The organism is Aeromicrobium sp. Root495 (assembly GCF_001426755.1).
Lineage (GTDB): Bacteria > Actinomycetota > Actinomycetes > Propionibacteriales > Nocardioidaceae > Aeromicrobium.
The window spans coordinates 1,092,307-1,111,000 of the sequence record NZ_LMFJ01000001.1; the positions used below are offsets into that span (position 1 = coordinate 1,092,307).

General features: G+C 69.2%; 12 protein-coding genes and 1 tRNA gene. 8 read left to right on the forward strand and 5 right to left on the reverse strand.

What is annotated here, in order from left to right:
• The first annotated feature begins 129 nt into the window (after positions 1–129).
• The 6 genes from gltB (at position 130) to ASD11_RS05580 (ending at position 9,915) form a co-directional block, all read left to right on the forward strand.
• Positions 130–4,680, forward strand: a complete 4,551-nt coding sequence (gene gltB / locus ASD11_RS05555; RefSeq protein ID WP_056284379.1) for a glutamate synthase large subunit — start codon at positions 130–132, stop codon at positions 4,678–4,680.
• On the forward strand, positions 4,673–6,142 hold the full coding sequence (locus ASD11_RS05560) for a glutamate synthase subunit beta (RefSeq protein WP_056284381.1): 1,470 nt from the start codon (positions 4,673–4,675) through the stop codon (positions 6,140–6,142). Before gltB ends, ASD11_RS05560 begins: the two co-directional genes overlap by 8 nt.
• Before the next feature lie 112 nt (positions 6,143–6,254).
• A complete protein-coding gene (gene pyk / locus ASD11_RS05565; RefSeq protein WP_056284383.1) occupies positions 6,255–7,712 on the forward strand; it encodes a pyruvate kinase in 1,458 nt (485 codons plus the stop codon).
• Between the two features lie 93 nt (positions 7,713–7,805).
• Positions 7,806–7,878: transfer RNA gene (locus ASD11_RS05570), tRNA-Leu, on the forward strand.
• 40 nt (positions 7,879–7,918) lie between these two features.
• Positions 7,919–8,521 (forward strand): ANTAR domain-containing response regulator, encoded by a 603-nt coding sequence (locus ASD11_RS05575; RefSeq protein ID WP_056284385.1) that lies wholly within the window; start codon positions 7,919–7,921, stop codon positions 8,519–8,521.
• A 131-nt stretch (positions 8,522–8,652) separates the two neighbouring features.
• A complete protein-coding gene (locus tag ASD11_RS05580) occupies positions 8,653–9,915 on the forward strand; it encodes an ABC transporter substrate-binding protein (RefSeq protein WP_056284389.1) in 1,263 nt (420 codons plus the stop codon).
• Between the two features lie 417 nt (positions 9,916–10,332).
• Here ASD11_RS05580 and ASD11_RS05585 read toward each other — a convergent pair whose 3' ends face one another.
• From ASD11_RS05585 to ASD11_RS05605, 5 genes are all read right to left on the reverse strand, one after another.
• Complete coding sequence (locus ASD11_RS05585; RefSeq protein ID WP_082554190.1) at positions 10,333–11,115, reverse strand: ABC transporter ATP-binding protein; 783 nt, start codon at positions 11,113–11,115, stop codon at positions 10,333–10,335.
• Positions 11,112–12,050 (reverse strand): ABC transporter ATP-binding protein, encoded by a 939-nt coding sequence (locus ASD11_RS05590; protein ID WP_056284390.1) that lies wholly within the window; start codon positions 12,048–12,050, stop codon positions 11,112–11,114. The genes ASD11_RS05585 and ASD11_RS05590 overlap by 4 nt, the downstream gene beginning before the upstream one ends.
• Entirely contained in the window at positions 12,040–13,035 is a 996-nt protein-coding gene (locus ASD11_RS05595; RefSeq protein WP_056284393.1) for a branched-chain amino acid ABC transporter permease, read from the reverse strand. The genes ASD11_RS05590 and ASD11_RS05595 overlap by 11 nt, the downstream gene beginning before the upstream one ends.
• A gap of 8 nt (positions 13,036–13,043) precedes the next feature.
• The gene (locus ASD11_RS05600) at positions 13,044–14,402 is read right to left on the reverse strand and encodes a branched-chain amino acid ABC transporter permease (protein WP_156464606.1); all 1,359 of its coding nucleotides are present in this window, start codon (positions 14,400–14,402) and stop codon (positions 13,044–13,046) included.
• A gap of 121 nt (positions 14,403–14,523) precedes the next feature.
• The gene (locus ASD11_RS05605) at positions 14,524–15,345 is read right to left on the reverse strand and encodes a DUF554 domain-containing protein (RefSeq protein WP_235503249.1); all 822 of its coding nucleotides are present in this window, start codon (positions 15,343–15,345) and stop codon (positions 14,524–14,526) included.
• Here ASD11_RS05605 and ASD11_RS05610 point away from each other — a divergent pair.
• Together ASD11_RS05610 and polA are read left to right on the forward strand one after the other, a co-directional pair.
• Positions 15,344–15,949: a GNAT family N-acetyltransferase gene (locus tag ASD11_RS05610; RefSeq protein ID WP_162246462.1), complete on the forward strand. Its 606-nt coding sequence runs from the start codon at positions 15,344–15,346 to the stop codon at positions 15,947–15,949. The two genes, ASD11_RS05605 and ASD11_RS05610, sit on opposite strands and share 2 nt — an antisense overlap.
• Before the next feature lie 41 nt (positions 15,950–15,990).
• Positions 15,991–18,654 (forward strand): DNA polymerase I, encoded by a 2,664-nt coding sequence (gene polA / locus ASD11_RS05615; RefSeq protein WP_056284399.1) that lies wholly within the window; start codon positions 15,991–15,993, stop codon positions 18,652–18,654.
• Positions 18,655–18,694 lie beyond the last annotated feature (40 nt).

Consider the following 18,694-nt stretch of genomic DNA (forward strand, 5'->3'; position numbering starts at 1 on the left):
CCGGTGTAATCTGGGCAGGCTTCCAGGGCCAACGTCGTCCCCGGTCGAGCGCCACCGGTCTGCCCGGTGCTGCGTTCCCACCAGTGTTCTGGGCCGTCCCGGCTCCGACGACGAGAAAGAGGCCCGCCTGTGTCCCGTTTCTCCGCCCTGCCCCCCGCGCAGGGTCTCTACGACCCGCAGAACGAGCACGACGCCTGTGGCGTCGCCTTCGTGGCCACGCTCAGCGGCGTCCCCAGCAACGAGATCGTCGAGCACGGCCTCACGGCCCTGCGCAACCTCGACCACCGCGGAGCGGTCGGCGGCGAGCCCGACACCGGCGACGGTGCGGGCATCCTCATCCAGGTGCCCGACCGCTTCCTGCGCGAGGTCGCTCGCGACGAGGCCGGGGCCGAGCTGCCCGAGGCCGGCACGTACGCCGCCGGCATGGCCTTCCTGCCCCTCGACCCGACCGAGGCCGCCGAGGCGCGCGCCACGATCGAGCGTCTCGCGACCGAGGAGGGCCTCGAGGTCCTCGGCTGGCGCGACGTCCCCGTCAAGCCCGAGATCCTCGGCTCCATGTCGCGCGGCGCCATGCCGTCGTTCGCCCTCGTCTTCGTGGCGGCGAGCGGCGAGCCGCGCTCGGGCATCCTGCTGGACCGCCTGACCTACTGCCTGCGCAAGCGCGCCGAGCACGAGGTCGGGGTCTACTTCCCGTCACTCTCGTGCCGCACGCTCATCTACAAGGGCATGCTCACCACCGAGCAGCTCGACGAGTTCTTCCCCGACCTGCGCGACCCGCGCATGGAGTCGGCGCTGGCCATCGTGCACAGCCGCTTCTCCACCAACACGTTCCCCAGCTGGCCGCTCGCGCACCCGTTCCGCTTCGTGGCGCACAACGGCGAGATCAACACCGCCCGCGGCAACCGCAACTGGATGCGGGCCCGCGAGGCCACGCTGTCGAGCGAGCTCATCCCCGGCGACCTGCAGCGGCTCTTCCCCATCTGCGACCCCGAGGGCAGCGACACCGCCTCCCTCGACGAGGTGCTGGAGCTCCTCCACCTCGGCGGCCGCGAGCTGCCCCACGCCGTCATGATGATGATCCCCGAGGCGTGGGAGAACAACGGCGAGATGGACCCCGCCCGCCGGGCGTTCTACGAGTTCCACTCCTCGATCATGGAGGCCTGGGACGGCCCCGCGTGCGTCTGCTTCACCGACGGCACCCAGATCGGCGCGGTCCTCGACCGCAACGGACTGCGCCCCGGACGCTTCTGGATCACCGACGACGGTCTCGTCGTGCTGGCGTCGGAGGCCGGCGTGCTCGACCTCGACCCCAAGACCATCACCCGCAAGGGCCGCCTCGAGCCGGGCCGCATGTTCCTGCTCGACCTCGAGCAGCACCGCGTCATCGAGGACGAGGAGATCAAGGGTCGTCTCGCGGCCGAGCAGCCCTACGACGAGTGGCTCTACTCGGGCCTCGTGCGCTTCGAGGACCTGCCCGACCTCGAGCACATCGTCCACACGCATGCCTCCGTCGCGCGGCGCCAGCAGGTCTTCGGCTACACCGAGGAGGAGCTGCGCAAGCTCGTCGCGCCCATCGCGCGCACCAAGGCCGAGGCCATCGGCTCCATGGGCACCGACACGCCCATCGCCGGCATCTCGGACCGCCCGCGGCTGCTGTTCGACTACTTCACGCAGCTCTTCGCGCAGGTCACCAACCCGCCGCTCGACGCCATCCGTGAGGAGGTCGTCACGAGCCTGTCCGGGACCATGGGCCCCGAGGCCAACCTGCTCGAGCCCAGCCCGGCGTCCTGCCGCATGCTGCAGCTGCCGTTCCCCGTGATCGACAACGACGAGCTCGCCAAGATCCGTCACATGAACAAGGACGGCGACATGCCGGGGTTCAGCGTGCACGTGGTCCGCGGTCTCTACGACGTCCACGGCGGTGGCGCCGCGCTCGAGGCCAAGCTGGCCGAGATCTGCGCCGACGTCAGCCGTGCCGTCGCCGAGGGCGCCCGCATCATCGTGCTGTCGGACCGTCACTCCGACGCCGACCTCGCTCCCATCCCGTCGCTCCTCCTCACGGGAGCCGTGCACCACCACATGGTGCGCGAGAAGCTGCGCTCCCAGGCGGGCCTGCTCGTCGAGGCCGGCGACGTCCGCGAGGTGCACCACGTCGCGCTGCTCATCGGCTTCGGCGCCACGGCCGTCAACCCCTACCTGGCGCTGGAGTCCGCCGAGGACCTGGCGCGCGAGGGCGTCTTCGTCGAGGGCGTCGAGCCCTCGGTGGCGGTCCGCAACCTCACGTACGGCCTGGGCAAGGGCGTCCTGAAGGTCATGAGCAAGATCGGCGTCTCCACCGTGGCCTCGTACACCGGTGCGCAGATCTTCGAGTGCATCGGTCTCGCGCACGACGTCGTCGACGCCTACTTCACCGGCACGTCCAGCAAGCTCGGTGGTGTCGGTCTCGACGTCCTCGCGCAGGAGGTCAAGTCGCGCCACGTCGTGGCCTACCCGACCCAGGGCATCAAGGGCGCGCGTCGCCTCCTCGAGGTCGGCGGCGAGTACCAGTGGCGTCGTGGGGGACCGGAGCACCTGTTCGACCCCGAGACGGTCTTCCGCCTCCAGCACTCCACCCGCACGGGCCGCTACGACATCTTCAAGCAGTACACGTCGCGCGTCGACGACCAGTCCGAGCGGCTCATGACGCTGCGCGGCCTGTTCGCCTTCAAGGACGGTGCCCGCGAGCCCATCTCGATCGACGAGGTCGAGCCCGTGAGCGAGATCGTCAAGCGCTTCTCCACCGGCGCGATGAGCTACGGCTCCATCAGCCAGGAGGCGCACGAGACGCTCGCCGTCGCCATGAACCGCCTGGGCGGCAAGTCCAACACCGGTGAGGGTGGCGAGGACCCGGAGCGTCTCTACGACCCCGAGCGCCGGTCGTCGATCAAGCAGGTCGCCTCCGGTCGCTTCGGCGTCACGAGCGAGTACCTGTCCAACGCCGACGACATCCAGATCAAGATGGCGCAGGGCGCCAAGCCCGGCGAGGGCGGCCAGCTGCCCGGACCCAAGGTGTACCCGTGGGTGGCCAAGACGCGTCACTCCACGCCCGGCGTCGGGCTCATCTCCCCGCCGCCGCACCACGACATCTACTCGATCGAGGACCTCAAGCAGCTCATCCACGACCTGAAGAACGCCAACCCGTCGGCCCGCGTCCACGTGAAGCTGGTCTCCGAGGTCGGTGTCGGCACGGTCGCGGCGGGCGTGTCCAAGGCCAAGGCCGACGTCGTGCTCATCTCCGGCCACGACGGCGGCACGGGAGCCTCGCCGCTCACGTCGCTCAAGCACGCGGGCGGTCCGTGGGAGCTCGGCCTGGCCGAGACCCAGCAGACGCTGCTGCTCAACGGCCTGCGCGACCGCATCGTCGTGCAGTGCGACGGCCAGCTCAAGACCGGGCGCGACGTCGTCATCGCAGCCCTGCTCGGTGCCGAGGAGTTCGGCTTCGCCACGGCTCCGCTCGTGGTGAGCGGCTGCATCATGATGCGCGTGTGCCACCTGGACACGTGCCCCGTGGGTGTGGCCACGCAGAACAAGCAGCTGCGCGAGAAGTACTCCGGCAAGGCCGAGTACGTCGTGAACTTCTTCGAGTTCATCGCGCAGGAGGTGCGCGAGCACCTCGCGTCCCTGGGCTTCCGCACCATCGAGGAGGCCGTGGGCCACGCCGAGATGCTGGAGACCCGCAAGGCCGTCGACCACTGGAAGGCCTCGGGTCTCGACCTGGCTCCGATCTTCTACCGTCCCGAGCTGCCCGAGGGTGCTGCGCTGCACAACGTCACGACGCAGGACCACGGTCTCGACGTCGCGCTCGACCAGGAGCTGATCCGGCTCAGCGCCGACGCGCTCGAGAAGGGCGAGCCCGTGCGGGCCCAGCTCAACATCCGCAACGTGAACCGGACGGTCGGCACCATGCTCGGCCACGAGGTCACCAAGAAGTACCGCGGCGAGGGCCTGCCCGAGAACACGATCGACCTGACCTTCCTGGGCTCGGCCGGTCAGTCCTTCGGCGCCTTCGTGCCCCGGGGCATCACGCTGCGCCTCGAGGGCGACGGCAACGACTACGTCGGCAAGGGACTCTCGGGAGGTCGCATCGTCGTGCGGCCGCCGCGCGAGGCCCAGTTCACGCCGGAGGCCAACATCGTGGCGGGCAACGTCATCGGCTTCGGCGCCACGGGCGGCGAGATCTTCCTGCGCGGCAAGGTGGGCGAGCGCTTCTGCGTGCGCAACTCCGGCGCGCGGGCGGTCGTGGAGGGCGTGGGCGACCACGCCTGCGAGTACATGACCGGCGGCCGCGTCGTCATCCTCGGTCCCACCGGCCGCAACGTCGCGGCCGGCATGAGCGGCGGCACGGCCTGGGTCCTCGACCTGGACCACAGCCTCGTGAACCCCGAGATGGTCGAGCTGCGCGACGTCGCCGACGAGCACGTCGAGGAGCTCAAGGAGCTCATCACCAAGCACCACCAGGAGACGGGCTCCGCCGTCGCCGAGCAGCTGCTCGGCGCGTGGGAGCACTCGCTGACCCGGTTCACCGAGGTCATGCCCGTCAACTACCGCAAGGTCCTCGAGGCCCAGAAGCAGGCCGAGTCCGAAGGGCTCTCCGAAGAGGACACCACTGCTCGCATGATGGAGGTGGCCGCACGTGGCTGATCCCCGTGGTTTCATCACGACTCCCCGCCAGGTGGCCGAGCGCCGCCCCGTGGAGGAGCGCGTCAACGACTGGCTCGAGGTCTACCCCGGTGGGCCCGGCAAGGCGTTGCTGCCGATCATCTCCGAGCAGGCGGGGCGCTGCATGGACTGCGGCATCCCCTTCTGCCACTCGGGCTGCCCCCTGGGCAACCTGATCCCGGAGTGGAACGACCTGGTCTGGCGCGACGACTGGGACGAGTCGATCGACCGTCTGCACGCCACGAACAACTTCCCGGAGTTCACGGGCCGGCTCTGCCCGGCACCGTGCGAGACGGCGTGCGTGGTCGGCATCAACCGCGACCCGGTGACCATCAAGAACGTCGAGGTCTCGATCATCGACACCGCGTGGGAGCGTCACAACGTCAAGCCCGAGCCGCCGGAGTGGCTCACGGGCAAGACGGTGGCGGTCGTGGGCTCCGGCCCGGCCGGCCTGGCCACCGCCCAGCAGCTCACGCGCGCGGGACACACCGTCGCGGTCTACGAGCGCGACGAGAAGCCCGGCGGGCTGCTGCGCTTCGGGATCCCCGAGTTCAAGATGGAGAAGCGTCACGTCGATCGTCGCGTCGACCAGATGCGACGTGAGGGCACGGTGTTCCGCACCGGCGTCAAGGTCGGCGAGGACATCACCGGCTCGCAGCTGCGCGACCGCTACGACGCCGTCGTCCTGGCCATCGGGTCCACGGTCCGCCGCGACCTCCCGGCCCCGGGCCGTGAGCTCGCGGGCATCCACCAGGCCATGGACTTCCTGCCCCAGGCCAACCGCGTGGCGCTCGGCGAGGAGGTCCAGGACCAGATCCTGGCCACCGACAAGGACGTCGTCATCATCGGTGGCGGCGACACGGGCGCGGACTGCCTCGGCACGTCCATCCGTCAGGGTGCGCGCTCCATCACGAGCCTGGAGATCATGCCCCAGGCCGGCGAGGAGCGTCCCGAGCACCAGCCGTGGCCGACGTACCCCATGGTGTACCGCGTCGCCTCGGCCCACGAGGAGGGCGGCGACCGCGTCTACGCCGTCTCCACCCAGGAGTTCGTGGGCGACGACGACGGTCACGTCTCCGGCCTCCGCATCACCGAGGTGGAGATGAAGGACGGGAAGTTCGAGAACGTCCCGGGCAGCGAGCGGGTCATCCCGGCACAGCTCGTGCTGTTCGCGATGGGCTTCACCGGTCCCGAGAAGGACGGTCTCGTCTCCCAGCTGGGCGTGGACCTCGACGAGCGCGGCAACGTCAAGCGCGACCGTTCCTACATGTCCAGCGTGCCCGGCGTGTTCGTCGCCGGCGACGCCGGTCGTGGCCAGTCGCTCATCGTGTGGGCCATCGCGGAGGGTCGCTCGGCCGCCAACGGCGTCGATGCCTTCCTCACCGGTGAGGCCAGCAACCTGCCGCGTCCGATCAACCCCAACGACAGGCCGCTCACGGTCTGAGCGCGCGACTCTCCGATCCGTCGGACGAGCCCGTCGGAGCCTGGCTCCGGCGGGCTCGGTCGTCGTGCGGGGTGACTCGTGAGTAGGGCCCACCCAGGCATAGGGTGGGGTCGTGCGTAGAGCCAAGATCGTCTGTACCCTCGGCCCCGCCGTCGCCTCCGCCGAGCGCATCCTGCAGCTCGTCGAGGCCGGCATGGACGTCGCGCGACTCAACATGAGCCACGGCGACCACCCCGACCACGAGCAGAACGTCGTGCACGTCCGAGCAGCCGCGGAGCGGACGGGCAAGGCCATCGCCATCCTGGCCGACCTCCAGGGCCCCAAGATCCGGCTCGGCCGTTTCGCCGAGGGATCCATCGAGGTGGCGGTGGGCGACCGCTTCACCATCACGGTCGACGACGTCCAGGGCGACCAGGACCGTTGCTCCACCACGTACAAGGGCCTGCCCGGCGACGTCTCGCCCGGCGACCAGATCCTCGTCGACGACGGGCGGATGCGCCTGCGCGCCCTCGAGGTCACGGCCACCGAGGTCGTCACCACGGTCGAGACCTCCGGCACGTTGAGCAACAACAAGGGCATCAACCTGCCCGGTGTCTCGGTGAGCGTCCCCGCCATGAGCGAGAAGGACATCGCCGACCTGCGCTTCGCCCTCCACCAGGACGTCGACTTCGTGGCCCTGTCGTTCGTGCGCAACGCCCGCGACGCCGAGGACGTGCGCCGCATCATGCGCGAGGAGAACATCCACCGTCCGGTCATCGCCAAGATCGAGAAGCCGCAGGCCGTCGAGAACCTCGACGAGATCATGGACGCCTTCGACGGTGTCATGGTGGCCCGCGGCGACCTCGGCGTCGAGCTGCCGCTCGAGGACGTGCCGATCGTCCAGAAGCTCATCGTGGAGAAGGCCCGGCGCAACGCCAAGCCCGTCATCGTGGCCACGCAGATGCTCGAGTCCATGATCTCTGCGCCGCGCCCCACGCGCGCCGAGGCCTCCGACGTCGCCAACGCGGTGCTCGACGGCGCCGACGCCGTGATGCTCTCGGGCGAGACGAGCGTGGGGGAGTACCCCATCCAGACCGTCAAGACCATGGCGCGCATCATCGAGTCCACCGAGGACCACGGCCTGCCGCGCATGGCGGCCTACACGTGGACCCCCAAGACCCGCACGGGCATCATCTGCCGCGGCGCCTCCGAGGTGGCTGAGGCCATCGGAGCCCAGTACGTCATCGCGTTCACCACCATCGGCGGCTCGGCCCGCCGCATGGCCCGGTACCGCTCGCCCATCCCTGTGCTGGCGTTCACGCCCGACGACCTCACGCGGCGCCAGCTGGCCCTCACGTGGGGCGTCGAGACGTTCCTCGTGCCCGAGGTGAAGCACACCGACGAGATGGTCATGCAGGTCGACAAGCGCCTCCTCGAGATCGCCCGCTGCGACCACGGCCAGGAGGTCGTGATCGTGGCCGGTGCCCCTCCCGGGATCCCCGGCTCCACCAACGCCCTGCGGATCCACCGCATGGGCGACGCCATCAACAAGGTGGTCCCGGCCTACGACGACCTCGAGGAAGAGGACTGACCGTCCCGGTCCCTCCCGCCCCTCGCGGTGTGGTGCGTGATCGACCCTTGCCGCGGCCACGACGGCTCGACGCTAGGGTGGTCGGGCTGTTGAGTCCCGGTACCCCAACGGCAGAGGGAGTCGGCTCAAACCCGATCCAGTGTGGGTTCGAATCCCACCCGGGACACGTTCGGTCCTCGTGACGAGGCGGCCGATAACCTACGCACGTGACTTCTGACCCCACGCCCCAGGCTCGCCGCGTCGTCGTGGCGGAGGACGAGGCGATCATCCGCCTCGACCTGGTCGAGATGCTGGGGGAGCAGGGCTACGACGTCGTGGGGCAGGCTGCCGACGGTGAGCAGGCAGTGGAGCTGGCCGAGCTCCTGCGGCCCGACCTCGTGGTCATGGACGTCAAGATGCCGCGGCTCGACGGGATCAGCGCCGCGTCGCGCATCGCCGCGGCCCGGATCGCGCCGGTCGTGATCCTCACGGCCTTCAGCCAGCGCGAGCTCGTGGAGCGGGCCCGGGACTCCGGCGCCATGGCCTACCTCGTCAAGCCGTTCACGGCGACCGACCTCGTGCCCGCCATCGAGATGGCCATGAGCCGCTTCGCCGAGGTCCGTGCGCTCGCCGACGAGGTGGAGGACCTCACGGAGCAGCTCGCCACCCGCAAGCTGGTGGAACGCGCCAAGGCGGTGCTCCAGGAGTCGCTCTCGCTCAGCGAGCCGGAGGCCTTCGGCTGGATCCAGCGGACCGCCATGGACCTGCGGATCTCCATGCGCGAGGTCGCCCAGCAGGTCATCGACCACGGTGCCGAGATCGGTTCCTGACCTCCCGGGTTACAAGTTGACTACGAACCGGGATTTAACACCGTGATGGGCCCGAGTGACACGCACGGCGACTAGGTTTCAGAACACTGTTGCGGCCGTGACGGCCGTTCGACTGAACCCCCGGAGGACAGATGAAGCGCAGTACCAAGACCATGCGTCTTGCCGCTGTCGCCGCTGCCGGTGCGCTGGTGCTTGCAGCGTGCGGTGGAAGCGATGACGACAAGTCCGAGTCCGACAAGCCCGCCGCGGCCAAGGGCGACGGTGTCCTGACCATCGGCTCGCTGCTGCCCCAGACCGGCAGCCTCGCCTACCTCGGCCCGCCGGAGTTCGCCGGCGTCGACCTGGCGATCAAGGACATCAACGAGGCTGGCGGCGTGCTGGGCAAGGACGTCAAGGGCGTCAAGGCCGACTCGGGCGACACCGACTCGGGCATCGCCCCGGCCGAGACCGACAAGCTGCTCAAGGCCAGGTCCGACGTCATCATCGGTGCGGCCTCCTCGGGCGTCTCGCTGACCGTGATCGACAAGATCATGTCGGCCGGCGTCGTCGAGTACTCGCCCGCCAACACGTCGACCGAGTTCGACGAGGGTGACTACTCCAAGCCCGACCTGTACTTCCGCACGGCGCCGTCCGACATCCTCCAGGGCGCCGTCATGGCCAACCTGCTGGTGAAGGACAAGCGTCAGAACATCGCCATCCTGGCTCGCCAGGACGCCTACGGCGAGACGCTGGCCAAGCAGATCTCCTCCAACGTCGAGGCTGCAGGCTCCAAGGTCGCCGTCAACGAGCTGTACTCGGAGAAGGACGGCCCGTCCGACACGCAGATCTCTGCTGTCGCCGATGCCAAGCCCGACGCCGTCGTGCTCGTCGCCTTCGACGAGACGAAGCAGATCGTGCCGAAGCTCATCAAGGCGGGCGTCGCCCCGACGGACGTCCCCACGTACTTCGTCGACGGCAACACGGCGGACTACTCCAAGGACCTTCCCAAGGGCTCGCTGACCGGCACGAAGGGCACCATCCCCGGTGCCGAGGCCGCTGGCGACTTCAAGAAGCGTCTTGCGACGGTCAACCCGGACCTCAAGGACTACGCCTACGCCGGTGAGTCCTACGACGCGGTCGTCACCTCGGCACTCGCGGCCATCAAGGCCAAGAGCGACTCGGGCACCGACATCGCCAAGGAGCTCCCGGGCATCACCAAGGACGGCGAGAAGTGCACCGACTTCGCCGCCTGCGTGAAGCTGCTCGACGCCGGCACCGACATCGACTACGACGGTGTCTCCGGTCCGATCGAGCTCGGCGAGACGGGTTCGCCCACCTCGGCGTCGATCGGCGTGTACGAGTACAGCAACGACAACACCATCAAGCCGGTCGAGTACGTCAAGGGCTCGATCTGAGTCGAGAGACCCTGATCGGCTGACCAGCTGAGGCGAGGCCCCGGACCATCAGGTCCGGGGCCTTGCTGCGTCCGTAGGTGCCGGATCGCGATCACCGCCACGCCTCGTCGTTGGTCGGTGGGGGACGAAGGATGAGGGATCGGGGTCGCGGGGGCGGCCACAATCCCTCATCGTTGGTCGGTGGGGGACGAAGGATGAGGGATCGGGGTCGCGGGGGCGGCCGCAATCCCTCATCGTTGGTCGGTGGGGGACGAAGGATGAGGGATGTGCGTCGTGGGGGCGGCCGCAATCCCTCATCGTTCGTCCAAGGCGGCGCGGGGACGGAGCGGGGCGGACGCCAGGACCACGAGGGCAGCACGACGAAAGGACCCCGCCGACCCGGAGGTCGAGGGGGCCCTTCGCCGGTGGTGCAGGCGCTCAGGAGGCCTTGGCGCCCAGGGTGCCGAGGTAGAGCGAGATGACCTTGGGATCGTTGTTGAGGTCGCGACCCGTGCCGGAGTAGGCGTTGCGGCCATGGTCGAGCACGTAGCCACGGTCGCAGATCTGCAGGCAGCGGCGAGCGTTCTGCTCGACCATGATGACCGAGACGCCGGCCTTGTTGATGTTGCGCGTCTGCACGAACACCTCGTCCTGCAGGACGGGGGAGAGGCCGGCCGACGGCTCGTCGAGCAGCAGCACGGACGGGTTCATCATGAGCGCCCGGCCCATGGCCACCATCTGTCGCTCACCGCCCGAGAGCTGGCCCGCGCGCTGCTTACGGCGCTCGCCGAGCCGCGGGAAGATGTCGGTGACGAACTCGAACCGCTCGGCGAAGTTCTGCGGCTCCTGGTAGCAGCCCATCTCGAGGTTCTCCTCGATGGTCAGGCTGGGGAAGACGTTCTCCGTCTGCGGCACGAACCCGATGCCCTTGGTGACGAGCTGGTCGGCCCGCTGGTTCGTGATGTCGACGCCCTTGAGCTTGACGGTGCCCTCGTGGATCTTCACGAGGCCGAAGAGCGCCTTGAGGAGCGTCGACTTGCCGGCGCCGTTGGGTCCGATGATGCCCACGAGCTCGCCGGGCTGGCAGTAGAGGTCGGCGCCGTTGAGGATGTTCACCCCCGGCAGGTACCCGGCGATGAGGTTGTCGGCGCGCAGCACCGCGTTCTCGACACCGGCGAGGTGCTTCTCGCGCTCGATCTTCTGGTCGTCTGCGTCGGTCATTCCTTCGCCTCCTCGGCTGCTGCTTCGGCATCGAGCTCGGCTTCTGCCTGGGCTTCCAGCTCCGCGGGGTCGAGCTCGGTCAGGTCGGTGTCGTGGTGGGCGCCGAGGTAGGCGTCGATCACGGCGGGGTCGGCCATGACCGACTCCGGCGTGCCCTCGGCCACGATCTGCCCCTGGGCCATGACGATGACCCAGTCGGAGATCTCGCGGACCATGTCCATGTCGTGCTCCACGAAGAGGACCGTGCGGCCCTCGTCGCGCAGTGACTTCACGTGACCCAGCAGCGACTGCTTGAGGGCCGGGTTCACGCCGGCCATGGGCTCGTCGAGCATGATCAGCTCGGGGTCGACCATGAGGGAGCGAGCCATCTCGAGGAGCTTGCGCTGCCCGCCCGAGAGCGATCCGGCGAAGTCCTCGCGCTTGGCGTCGAGCTTGAACCGCTCGAGGAGCTCGTCGGCTCGTGCCGTGATCTCGTCCTCCTGCGAGCCCCAGAGCGACTTGAACGGCGCCGACCAGATCTTCTCGCCGCGCTGGCCGGTGGCACCGAGACGCATGTTCTCGATGACGGTGAGCTTGGCCAGGACCTTGGTGAGCTGGAAGGTGCGCACCATGCCGGCGCGCGCCACCTTGAACGCCGCCACCTTGGCGAGGGACTTGTCGTTGAACGACCAGGCTCCCGTGTCCGGGACGTCGAAGCCGGTGAGCAGGTTGAAGAGCGTCGTCTTGCCGGCACCGTTGGGACCGATCAGGGCGGTGATGACACCACGCTGGATCTCGATGTGCTGGACGTCGACGGCCTTCAGGCCGCCAAACGTGCGGGTGATGTTGTCACCCTTGACGATGGGGTCGGGCTTGGGTGCACCAGGCACGCGGGGCACGTCGACCAGGCTGGCCGTGGCGGCCTCGCCGGTGGACCTCTTGAGGTTAGCGGGCATCGATCGCGATCTCCCTTCGATCGCCGAAGATCCCCTGGGGTCGGAAGATCATCAGCAGCATGAGGCCGAGCCCGAGCACGATGAACCGCACGAGGCTCGCCTGCGTGTCGGTCATGAGCCAGGTCGGCAGGTTGACGCCGGAGCCGTCGGTGAGCTGGTCGAAGAGCTCACCCAGTCCGGCGACGAGGAACCAGAAGATGATGGAGCCGACGACCGGTCCCAGCACCCGGGCCGCGCCACCCACGAGCAGGGCGGCGTAGGCGTAGAAGGTGAACGTCGTGTTGAAGTCGGTGGGGACGGCCGAGCCCTGCTTGAGGACGTGGAACAGACCGGCCAGACCACCGAAGACGCCACCGAGGATGAGCGCCTGCAGCTTGTACGAGAAGACGTTCTTGCCGAGCGAGCGCACGGCGTCCTCGTCCTCCCGGATGGAGCGCAGGATGCGTCCCCACGGGCTGCGCATGAGTGCCCAGACCAGGAGGCAGCCCAGGGCCACCAGGATCCAGCCGACGGTGAGCGACCACAGGTCCGAGCGTGACCACGAGACGATGCCGAGGTCGAGCGGACCCGAGTAGGGGTTCAGGTCCTGGAAGGGACGGACGAACCCGGTGAGCCCGTTGGAGCCGCCGAACACGTCCTTGAACTCCACCGCGCCCAGGATGAGGCGCAGGATCTCCGACGACGCGATGGTGACGATGGCCAGGTAGTCGGCTCTCAGCCGCAGCGTGGGCACGCCGAGCACGAGGGCCAGCAGCACCGGAGTGACCAGCGCGATCAGCACGCCGACGAAGAACGGCAGGTCGAATCGCACGACCGAGACCGCGAGACCGAAGCCCGCGATGGCCATGAAGCCGGACTGGCCGAAGTTCAGCAGGCCGGTGTAGCCGAAGTGGATGTTGAGTCCGATGGCCGCGAGGGCGAAGACGATCGCCTGCGGGCCCAGCGCCTGTGACAGCGCGGCGTCGATGATGTTCCCGAAGTCCATGGCTGTCCCTAACCGATTCTCTGCGCTTTGCCGAGGAGGCCTTGTGGTCTGACCAACAGGATCAGGACCAGCACCAGCAGCGGCCCGACATCCTTGATCGAGGCCGGCACTCCGAACACGGGCCCGACCTCGTCGACGATGCCGATGATGAGCGAGCCGAGGATGGCGCCCCAGATGGTGCCGAGTCCGCCGAGCGTGACCGCCGCGAAGACGAGCAGCAGGATCTTGAAGCCCATGACGAAGCTGACCTGCTTGTCGACCGCGTAGAGCACGCCGGAGAGGCCTGTCAGGGCCGTGCCGAGCACCCACACCGCGGTGATGACGCTGTCGACCCGCATGCCGGACGAGGCGGCGAGGGCCGGGTTGTCGGCGACGGCCCGCATGGCCTTGCCGAGCCGGGTGCGCGCCAGCAGGATGCACGTCACGACGATCACGATGATCGCGATGCCGACGATGGCCAGCTCCTTGTCGGCGATCCGCAGGGACCCGATCTTGTTGGGGCCCTGCGCGACGTACTCGGAGTACGTGCGCGTGGACCCGCCGAAGAAGTACTGGAAGAGGCTGCGGACCAGCAGCGCGAGGCCGATCGAGACGATCATCATGGCGATCAGGCCGGTGCCCCGCTTGCGGAGCGGACCCCACAGTCCCTTGTCCTGGATCCAGCCGAGCGCAGCCGACGCGACCACCGCCAGGATGCCGGCGATGATGACCGGCAGTCCGAAGCCGCGGTTGAAGACGTACGCCGCGATGGCGCCGAAGGTGATGAGCTCGCCGTGCGCGAAGTTCGTGAGGCCCGTGGTGCCGAAGACGAGCGAGAGCCCGAGGCCGGCGAGCGCGATGATCAGGCCGTACTTGATGCCGTTGAACATCGCCTGCGAGAACTCCGTCAGGAACGGCGTGGCCTTGACGGCCGTGACGCCGATCTGGAACTGGACGTTGGTCGCGCCCTCCAGGAAGACCTGCACCGTCTTGGTGGTGGAGGCCGAGCCGGAGAGCTTCACGCCGTCCGGCAGGGAGTCCTCGTCGAGCTCGACGGTGTACTTGCCACCACCGTCGATGGGGATGTACACCCGTCCCTCGGCGTCCGTGACGGACGAGCCGACGTCGGCCTTGGCGTCGTCGACCACCGTCAGCTTGACGTCGGGAACGGGCACGCCCGACGTCCCGTCCGCAGCCTTCTTGGAGCTGTCGAGGAGCTGGACGGCGATGTAGTAGTCGGCGTCGGGGGGTGAGGAGGTGGCTCCGGCCGAGGCGGAGGCCGCCGGGGAGGGAGCAGGGGTCTCGTCGGCCTGGGTCGGCGTGAACAGCGCACCGAGCGCTGTCAAGCAGAAAACCAAGGGGACGAGGGCTGCCAGTCGCAGTCGCACGCGTGACTCCTGTAGGTCGTGGAGGCGAGTCGTTCCCGGAGCATAGCCCGGGAGGGTTCCTCTGCACGGGGTCTCGGCGCAGTGCGATGTAACAGTTCGGTGAAGTCGGTTCGAGGCACGCTCAGTGCAGCGAGACGGCGAGCTGCGTGAGCAGGGGTGCGACCAGCAGGGCCGGCAGCAGGTCGGCGACCGGCAGCTGCTTCACGTCGAGGAGGCGCAGGGCGACCCCGACCAGGATCAGTCCGCCGGTGGCGCTCAACGCGAAGAGGTGTGGCTCCGGCAGGACGGACCCGAGGAGCACCCCCACCACCGTGAGCGAGCCCTGGACCACGCCCACGGCGAGCGCCGAGGCCATGACGCCGATGCCGAGCGACGCGGCGAACGCGAGCGAGGCGAACCCGTCGAGCACGGACTTGAGGAACAGCTGGTCGGCCCCGCGACCGAGCCCCTCGTTGATCGAGCCGAGGATCGTGAGCGGGCCCACGCAGAACACGAGGGTGCTCACGACGAAGCCCTCCACGAAGCGACCCTCGTCCTCGCCACGGGCCAGCACCTTCTGGAGCCGCCCGCCGAACCGCTCGAGAGCGTCCTCGAGCCGCAGGATCGAGCCGATCATCCCGCCGATAGCGAGCGAGCCCAGCACGACGAGGGTCGGGGCGCCGCGGTCGACGGCCGAGGTGAGCTCCGACGCCGAGACGTCCATCGCGGCCTGTGCCGCGATGAGCAGCGTCACCAGTCCCAAGGCCGTCGTCACGGTGGTGCGGACCCGCTCGTCCAGCCGGTGACCGACGAGCAGACCGAGGCCCGAGCCGATCAGCACGGTGGCCACGTTGGCCGCCGTGCCGGCGCCGATGAACATGTATGGTTCCCCCATCGTGATCGGTCCGCGCGTGATCGCTGCGTCGGCCACGATCTTCCCCCACGATCCCGTCAGGAGCGTCATGGCACCCCGTCCCGCGCTGGAGCTTCGCGACGCGGACACCGAGGACGCTGCCGGCCTCATCGCGCTGTGGCGCGAGTGCGCCGGGGCCAGCGCCGACGAGGGCGCCGAGGCGTTCACGCAGCAGTCCCTGTGGCGCGAGCCCTCCGTGGCCGAGGCGGCCTCGGCCCTCGAGATCCACCTCCAGCACCCGGGCAAGCGCATCATCGTCGCGCTCAGCGAGGGCGAGATCATCGGTGCGACGGTCTGCTACGTCAGCACCCTGACGCCCATCACGCTCACCGCCATGCTCATCGTCACCGAGATCCAGGTGTCGCCGCGCTTCCGCCGTCGCTCCGTCGCCTCCACGCTGCTGTCGGCCGCGGCCAGCTACGGCGACGAGAACGACTGCGAGTTCGTGGTGGCCTCCATCCCGGCGCACGCCCGGGAGCCCAACCGCTACCTCACGAAGCTGGGCTTCAACCAGATCGCCGTGCTGCGGGCCATCTCCTCCAGCAAGCTGCGCTCACGGCTCACCGGCAAGGTCACGCACTCGCGCGACACCGGCAAGCTGATCGCGGTGCGGCGCACGCTGCGACGTCGGCACGGCGGCCGCACCAAGGCCTAGCCGCCCTCGCGCTGTCACCGCCGACCACTACAGTCGACCGGGTGGACCGCCTGCTGCTGATCGACGGTCATTCCGTCGCCTACCGAGCCTTCTTCGCCCTCCCCGTCGAGAACTTCGCCACGACCACGGGGCAGCACACCAACGCTGTCTTCGGGTTCACGTCGATGCTCATCAACGTGCTGCGTGACGAGGCACCCACCCACGTGGCGGTGGCTTTCGACGTTTCGCGCAAGACCTTCCGCAGCGAGGAGTACGCCGACTACAAGGGCACCCGCAGTGCCTCGCCGGCGGAGTTCAAGGGCCAGGTCACCCTCATCAAGGAGGTGCTCGACGCCCTCGCCATCCCCACGTTCGAGAAGGACGGGTTCGAGGCCGACGACATCATCGGCACCCTCGCCACGCAGGCCGGCGCCGCGGGCATGGAGGTGCTCATCTGCACCGGCGACCGCGACGCCCTGCAGCTCGTCACCGAGACCACCACGGTGCTGTACCCCAAGAAGGGCGTCTCCGACCTCGCGCGCATGACACCGCAGGCCGTCGAGGAGAAGTACGGGGTCACGCCGGAGCACTATCCCGAGATCGCCGCGCTCGTGGGCGAGACGAGCGACAACCTGCCCGGTGTCCCCGGCGTCGGTCCCAAGACCGCGGCCAAGTGGATCAACGCCTACGGCAACCTCGAGGCCCTCGTGGCCGACGTCGAGGCGGTCCCGGGCAAGGCGGGTGAGTCGTTGCGGGCCCACCTCGACGACGTCCTGCGCAACCGCCGGATCAACGCCCTCGTGCGTGACCTCGACCTTCCCCAGGGTCCCGCCGACCTCGCCTTCAGCACCGAGTGGAACCGCGACGCCATCCACCAGGTCTTCGACGCACTGGAGTTCGCCGCCCTGCGCACCCGACTCTTCGAGTACCTCGGCGGCGGCGACGAGCACGTCGAGGCCGAGGCCGGCGTCGACGTGGACGTCACCGTCCTCGGTGCCGGACAGGTGGAGCCCTGGCTCACCGAGCACGCCGGAAGCGACCCGGTGGGTCTGCAGGTCGAGGGTGTCCTGCGTCCGGTGGGCGCCCGGGCCGACGCCGTCTCGGTGGCCGCCGCGTCCGGCGCCGCGGCCTGGATCAGCACCGAGACGCTCGAGCCTGCCGACGAAGCAGCCTTGGCCGCCTGGCTCGCCGACGACCGGCGCCCCAAGGTGCTGCACGACCTGAAGGGCCAGCTGCACGCGCTCGGCGCGCAGGGCTGGTCAGTGCGTGGGATCGCCGCCGACACGGCCCTCGCCACGTACCTCGTGAAGCCTGACCAGCGCTCCTACGACCTGGCCGACCTCTCCCTGCGCTACCTCAAGCGTGAGCTCACCGCGGGGGACTCCTCCGGTCAGCTGGCTTTCGACGACGACTCCGCCGGTGCGGAGGCCCTCGCCCAGCGGGCGCGTGCTGCGCTCGACCTGTGGGGCGTCATCGAGGCCGAGCTGGTGCAGTCGGAGTCGCTCGGCCTGCTGCGCGAGCTCGAGCTCCCGCTCGTCGACGTCCTGCTCACCATGGAGACCCACGGCATCGCGGTCGACTCCGAGCACCTCGACGGACTGCACGCCGAGTTCACCGAGCGCATGCTCCAGGCGGCCGGAGAGGCCTACGACGCCATCGGCCGCGAGGTGAACCTCGGGTCGCCCAAACAGCTGCAGGAGGTCCTCTTCGAGCAGCTGGAGCTGCCCAAGACCAAGCGCACCAAGACGGGCTACACCACCGACGCCGAGGCGCTGCAGTCCCTGTTCGCCTCGAGCGGGCACCCCTTCCTGGAGCACCTGCTCGCGCACCGCGACGTCACCCGCCTGCGCCAGACCGTCGAGGGCCTGCAGAAGACCGTGCAGCCCGACGGCCGCATCCACACCACGTACGCCCAGACCATCGCGGCCACGGGCCGGCTCAGCTCGGCCGACCCCAACCTGCAGAACATCCCCATCCGCACGGAGTCCGGCCGACGCATCCGTGAGGCGTTCTGCGTCGGCGACGGCTACGAGACCCTGCTGACGGCCGACTACTCCCAGATCGAGATGCGCATCATGGCGCACCTGTCCGAGGACGCCGACCTCATCGAGGCGTTCCGCTCCGGCCACGACTTCCACACCGTCATGGCCGCCAAGGTCTTCGAGCGCGAGCCCACCGACATCGACGGTGGCCTGCGCGCCCGCATCAAGGCCATGAACTACGGCCTCGCCTATGGTCTCTCCTCCTACGGGCTCAGCCAGCAGCTCGCCATCACGACGGGCGAGGCGCAGGCCCTCATGGACGACTACTTCGAGACGTTCGGCGGCGTGCGCGACTACCTCCGCGGAGTCGTCGACGAGGCCAGGCAGACCGGCTTCACCGCCACCATCATGGGTCGCCGTCGCTATCTTCCGGACCTCCAGAGCGACAACCGGCAGCGGCGCGAGATGGCCGAGCGGATGGCGCTCAACGCGCCCATCCAGGGCTCGGCCGCCGACATCATCAAGGTCGCCATGCTGGGAGTCGACGCCGCCCTGCGCGACGGCGACCTCGGCTCGCGCCTGCTCCTCCAGGTCCACGACGAGCTCGTGCTCGAGGTGGCGGCGGGGGAGCGCGAGCAGGTCGAGCAGATCGTGCGGGAGCACATGGCGGCGGCCGCCGACCTCTCGGTGCCGCTCGACGTGTCCGTCGGCGTGGGCCGCACGTGGCACGAGGCCGCTCACTGAGCGGTGGGTCCGGACCAGCGCTCGGGAGGCCGAGGCCTGG